The sequence below is a fragment of the Enterobacter sp. 03-F-07-AD-ECC genome (genome assembly GCF_047530935.1).
Taxonomy (GTDB): Bacteria; Pseudomonadota; Gammaproteobacteria; order Enterobacterales; family Enterobacteriaceae; genus Enterobacter; species Enterobacter cloacae.
In genome coordinates this window covers 1-4,919 of record NZ_JBLKBZ010000050.1, presented here as the reverse complement: position 1 = coordinate 4,919, position 4,919 = coordinate 1, and the positions used below count along the sequence as shown (strand labels likewise).

The window sequence follows — 4,919 nt, the reverse complement described above, 5'->3', positions numbered from 1 at the left end:
CAGGGTGCGGTCTGATGCCCTCACCCCGGCCCTCTCCCCTCGGGAGAGGGAGAAAAGATTACGAAGGCATTGCGATGGACTGCTTCTCTTCGAGCAGTTTTTCCACCACGCCCGGATCGGCGAGCGTTGAGGTATCACCAAGGTTGCTGGTGTCCCCTGCCGCAATTTTGCGCAAGATACGGCGCATAATTTTGCCGGAACGAGTTTTCGGCAGCGAGTCAGTCCAGTGCAGTACATCCGGCGTGGCAAGCGGGCCAATCTCTTTGCGGACCCAGTTGCGCACGTCGGCATACAGTTCTGGCGATGGCTCTTCACCGTGGTTCAGCGTCACGTAGGCGTAAATCGCCTGGCCTTTAATGTTATGCGGGATCCCCACAACGGCGGCTTCGGCAATCTTCGGATGCGATACCAGCGCGGATTCAATCTCCGCGGTGCCCAGACGGTGGCCGGAGACGTTCAGCACATCGTCCACGCGCCCGGTGATCCAGTAATAGCCATCCTCGTCGCGACGCGCGCCGTCACCACTGAAGTACATGTTTTTAAAGGTTGAGAAGTAGGTCTGCTCGAAGCGTTCGTGGTCGCCAAAGAGCGTACGTGCCTGGCCCGGCCAGGAATCGACGATCACCAGGTTGCCTTCGGTGGCACCATCCAGCGGATTGCCTTCGTTATCCACCAGCGCAGGCTGGACGCCGAAGAACGGTTGGGTCGCTGAACCGGCTTTTAAGCGGGTCGCACCCGGCATTGGTGTGATCATGAACCCACCGGTTTCGGTCTGCCACCAGGTGTCCATTACCGGGCATTTTTCGTTGCCGATCTTCTTCCAGTACCACTCCCAGGCTTCCGGGTTGATAGGCTCGCCGACGGAGCCGAGGAGGCGCAGGGAAGAGCGGTCAGTGCCTTCTATCGCTTTATCCCCTTCCGCCATCAGCGCACGGATCGCCGTTGGCGCGGTGTACAGAATGTTGACCTGGTGCTTATCGACCACCTGGCACATCCGCGCCGGGGTTGGCCAGTTTGGTACACCTTCAAACATCAGCGTTGTTGCACCGCAGGCCAGCGGGCCGTACAGCAGATAGCTGTGACCGGTGACCCAGCCCACGTCGGCAGTGCACCAGTAGATATCGCCCGGATGGTAGTCGAAAACGTATTTAAAGGTGGTGGCCGCATAGACCAGATAGCCACCGGTGGTATGCAGTACGCCTTTCGGTTTGCCGGTGGAGCCGGAGGTATAGAGGATAAACAGCGGATCTTCCGCGTTCATCTCTTGCGGTTGATGCTGGTCGCTCGCTTTTTCAATCAGGTCGCTCCACCACAGGTCACGTCCTTCATTCCAGTCGATCTTGCCACCGGTACGCTTAAGGACGATAACGTTACTGACGGTTTTGACGTTCGGGTTTTTCAGCGCTTCGTCGACATTTTTCTTCAGAGGAATACCGCGCCCGGCGCGCACGCCTTCATCAGCGGTGATCACCAGTTTCGAACTCGAGTCGACAATACGCCCGGCAACCGCTTCCGGCGAGAACCCGCCAAAGATAACGGAATGGATCGCGCCGATGCGCGCGCAGGCCAGCATCGCCACCGCCGCTTCCGGCACCATCGGCATATAGATGGCGACCACATCGCCTTTTTTAATGCCCTGGTCCAGCAGCACGTTAGCGAAGCGGCACACGTCGCGGTGCAGCTCTTTATAAGAGATATGTTTGCTCTGAGAGGCGTCGTCGCCTTCCCAGATAATGGCCGTTTCGTTACCGCGTTCGGCAAGGTGGCGATCGAGGCAGTTCGCCGCAAGGTTTAGCGTGCCGTCTTCATACCATTTAATAGAAACGTTACCCGGCGCAAAGGAGGTGTTCTTCACCTTCTGGTAAGGTTTGATCCAGTCAAGAATATGGCCCTGCTCGCCCCAGAAAGCGTCAGGATCAGAGACAGATTGCTGATACTTTTCGTGGTACTGCTCCGGGTTGATCAGGCAACGGTCCGCAATGTTAGCGGGAATGTCGTGTTTGTGTATTTGGCTCATGGCTTTTTTTCTCCTTGTAAGATGTTAATAATATGTCGCAAAAACGTTAATAGTAGGGGCTTTACAAGCTTTGTTTATTATTTGGGCGGCAGATCACGCATTGTTTGAAGCGTATGAAAAATGAGCGAATGAAACTTTGAAGAAAAATAATTTACCGGACGGATTATTCACATTTGCGCATAAAAAATCGTTTTTATAACAAATGGTTATTTATAAGAATTATCGTAAACTCGCGTCATAACGGCTTTTCGTAGTGAAATGCGTTGTTCTTTAAGGCTTGCGCAACACACCGCGCAGATGATACTCATACGCCGCGTTAAAAAATCCCATAAACCAACGCAACACAATTCATACCCTTTCAGTATGTCTCCATATTCATGCAGTCTGCATGAATAGGGCGCTTCATTGAGGAAGTCAGTTTCTATGAAAAACGTTAAAGTCAGCCTGGCCTGGCAAATCCTGCTGGCCCTTGTGCTGGGTATCCTGCTGGGTAGCTATCTCCATTATCACAGCGACAGCCGCGAGTGGCTGATTGCGAACTTGCTCTCCCCGGCGGGCGATATCTTTATTCATTTGATCAAAATGATCGTAGTGCCAATTGTCATCTCGACGCTGGTGGTCGGTATTGCCGGAGTCGGTGATGCAAAACAGCTGGGCCGCATCGGTGCAAAAACCATTCTCTATTTCGAAGTGATCACGACGATTGCCATCATCCTTGGCATTACCCTGGCGAATGTCTTCCAGCCAGGTTCCGGGATCGATATGTCGCAACTCGCGACGGTGGATATTTCGAAATACCAAAGTACGACCGCTGAAGTGCAGAGCCATGCACACGGCCTGATGGGTACCATCCTGTCGCTGGTGCCGACTAACATTGTGGCGTCGATGGCGAAGGGCGAGATGCTGCCAATCATCTTCTTCTCGGTGCTTTTTGGTCTGGGTCTTTCCTCTCTGCCTGCCACGCACCGTGAACCGCTGGTCACCGTGTTCCGCTCCATCTCTGAAACCATGTTTAAAGTGACCCACATGGTGATGCGTTACGCGCCGGTTGGGGTGTTTGCGCTTATCGCGGTAACCGTGGCGAACTTCGGTTTTGCCTCCCTGTGGCCGCTGGCGAAGCTGGTAATTCTGGTGCATTTCGCCATCCTGTTCTTCGCGCTGGTGGTACTGGGCATTGTGGCGCGCCTGTGTGGGCTGAGCATCTGGATCCTGATCCGCATTCTGAAAGATGAGCTGATTCTGGCGTACTCCACGGCCAGTTCTGAAAGCGTGCTGCCGCGTATTATTGAGAAGATGGAGGCCTATGGTGCCCCGGCTTCTATCACCAGCTTCGTGGTGCCAACCGGCTACTCCTTTAACCTGGACGGCTCGACGCTGTACCAGAGCATTGCAGCCATCTTTATTGCCCAGCTGTACGGCATTGATCTGTCGCTGTGGCAGGAAATTGTGCTGGTGCTGACGCTGATGGTGACCTCAAAAGGGATCGCGGGCGTGCCGGGTGTCTCCTTCGTGGTGCTGCTGGCGACGCTTGGCAGTGTCGGTATTCCGCTGGAAGGCCTGGCGTTTATCGCCGGTGTTGACCGTATCCTCGATATGGCGCGTACGGCGCTGAACGTGGTTGGAAACGCGCTGGCGGTGCTGGTTATCGCCAAGTGGGAACATAAGTTCGACCGTAAAAAAGCGCTGGCGTATGAACGCGAGGTGCTGGGTCGTTTTGATAAGACGGCTGACCAGTAATGTAACGTATTCTTCCCTCTCCCCTGTGGGGAGAGGGTTAGGGTGAGGGGATTCTACTCCCCGCTCAACGCATCAAACTCTTCACATCCCGTATCAAACCCTTCCGTACAGCTCAGGTTCAACCAGTAGAGCGCCTTCTGTTTATTGGGCGTGATAAAGCCTTTCTCGCCCTGCTGGAACAGCATCCCTGCCCAGTATTCGGCATAGCCGGTGCGTGACAGAGACGAGCTGCGCTTAAACCATGATGCCGCCAGAGCATCGTCCTGGGCCACTTCTACACCGTTGGCATAAATCAGACCCAGCAGCATTTGCGCATCTACCGCAGAGTCGTTGTCGATATCTTCGGTGGCCGTCTGCAGCAGTTTGATGGCCTGCGGGTAGTCTGTTTTGCCACTCTGGGTATTCACCAGGACGCGTGCCAGCATAATGGCGCCACGCTTGCTGCCCGCAATCGTGGCCTGCTGTGCCAGCGCTTTAGCCTGAGCGTAATCGCCCTGAGTAAAGTGGATCTGAGACAACAGGGCCATGGCATCGATGTCGCCCCCTTTTGCCGCTTTCTCTGCCCACATTGCCGCCTGCTTGCTGTCGCCGGAGCTGAACCAGGTGTCGGCGAGATAATACTGAGCGCGTGCATCGCCCGCCTCCGCCTGCGCTTTGTACTGGCTGCCAATCTCATCGGCATGGACGAACGACGTAACAAGTAATAACAACAGTAAAAATGGTTTCATGGATTCTTATCATCTGGGTACACGCCGCGCAGTATAATCGCGGCCATAGAATAAAAAAACGGGTGCGTTAAGATCTCAGCATCCTGCAAGCCGGGCGGAACTGTCATTCCGCCCGCAGAGGTTAGCCTGCAACGCAGGCTAATTTCGCCGCCACCTCCTGATGTTCACTCTTTATTGTCAGTTCGCATAACTTTCCGCGAGTAATAAAGGTAAAGAGCACTATCGTCAGGCAGATAATAAAGACAATGCCTAACGCAGTTTTTAATGGCGTCATGCCTTTTACTCCTTGTCAAAAAAAGAATAAGAGGCTACTCTCAACCTGTAGGTTGTTGGGGGTAGCCTCGGGTTGTACTGACCCCAAAAAGTTGGACAGTTAAACACGAGGCACATAGGTCTGGGTTCGATATTCAATTGGACTCAGACCTTTTAATTTCAGG

The 4,919-nt window shown here is 54.0% G+C and carries 4 protein-coding genes; 1 reads left to right on the top strand and 3 read right to left on the bottom strand.

Translation table 11 applies throughout. The features are described 5' to 3' along the window. Positions 1 to 58 precede the first annotated feature (58 nt). Positions 59 to 2,017, bottom strand: a complete 1,959-nt coding sequence (gene acs, locus ACMWKA_RS25375; RefSeq protein WP_414760690.1) for an acetate--CoA ligase — start codon at positions 2,015 to 2,017, stop codon at positions 59 to 61. A gap of 423 nt (positions 2,018 to 2,440) precedes the next feature. On the opposite strand from acs, the gene gltP reads away from it, so the two are divergent. Beyond that, positions 2,441 to 3,754: a glutamate/aspartate:proton symporter GltP gene (gltP, locus tag ACMWKA_RS25370; RefSeq protein WP_013095082.1), complete on the top strand. Its 1,314-nt coding sequence runs from the start codon at positions 2,441 to 2,443 to the stop codon at positions 3,752 to 3,754. A 53-nt stretch (positions 3,755 to 3,807) separates the two neighbouring features. On the opposite strand, the gene ACMWKA_RS25365 is transcribed toward gltP, so the two are convergent. Continuing rightward, entirely contained in the window at positions 3,808 to 4,482 is a 675-nt protein-coding gene (locus tag ACMWKA_RS25365) for a tetratricopeptide repeat protein (RefSeq protein WP_058684007.1), read from the bottom strand. A 121-nt stretch (positions 4,483 to 4,603) separates the two neighbouring features. Further along, positions 4,604 to 4,756 (bottom strand): Hok/Gef family protein, encoded by a 153-nt coding sequence (locus ACMWKA_RS25360; RefSeq protein ID WP_226835496.1) that lies wholly within the window; start codon positions 4,754 to 4,756, stop codon positions 4,604 to 4,606. Between the last annotated feature and the right edge of the window lie 163 nt (positions 4,757 to 4,919).

What these genes read in the sequence shown, in the direction of transcription:
- acs (WP_414760690.1), bottom strand. Translation starts at nt 2,017, where the DNA reads ATGAGCCAAATACACAAACACGACATTCCCGCTAACATTGCGGACCGT.
- gltP (WP_013095082.1), top strand. Translation starts at nt 2,441, where the DNA reads ATGAAAAACGTTAAAGTCAGCCTGGCCTGGCAAATCCTGCTGGCCCTT.
- ACMWKA_RS25365 (WP_058684007.1), bottom strand. Translation starts at nt 4,482, where the DNA reads ATGAAACCATTTTTACTGTTGTTATTACTTGTTACGTCGTTCGTCCAT.
- ACMWKA_RS25360 (WP_226835496.1), bottom strand. Translation starts at nt 4,756, where the DNA reads ATGACGCCATTAAAAACTGCGTTAGGCATTGTCTTTATTATCTGCCTG.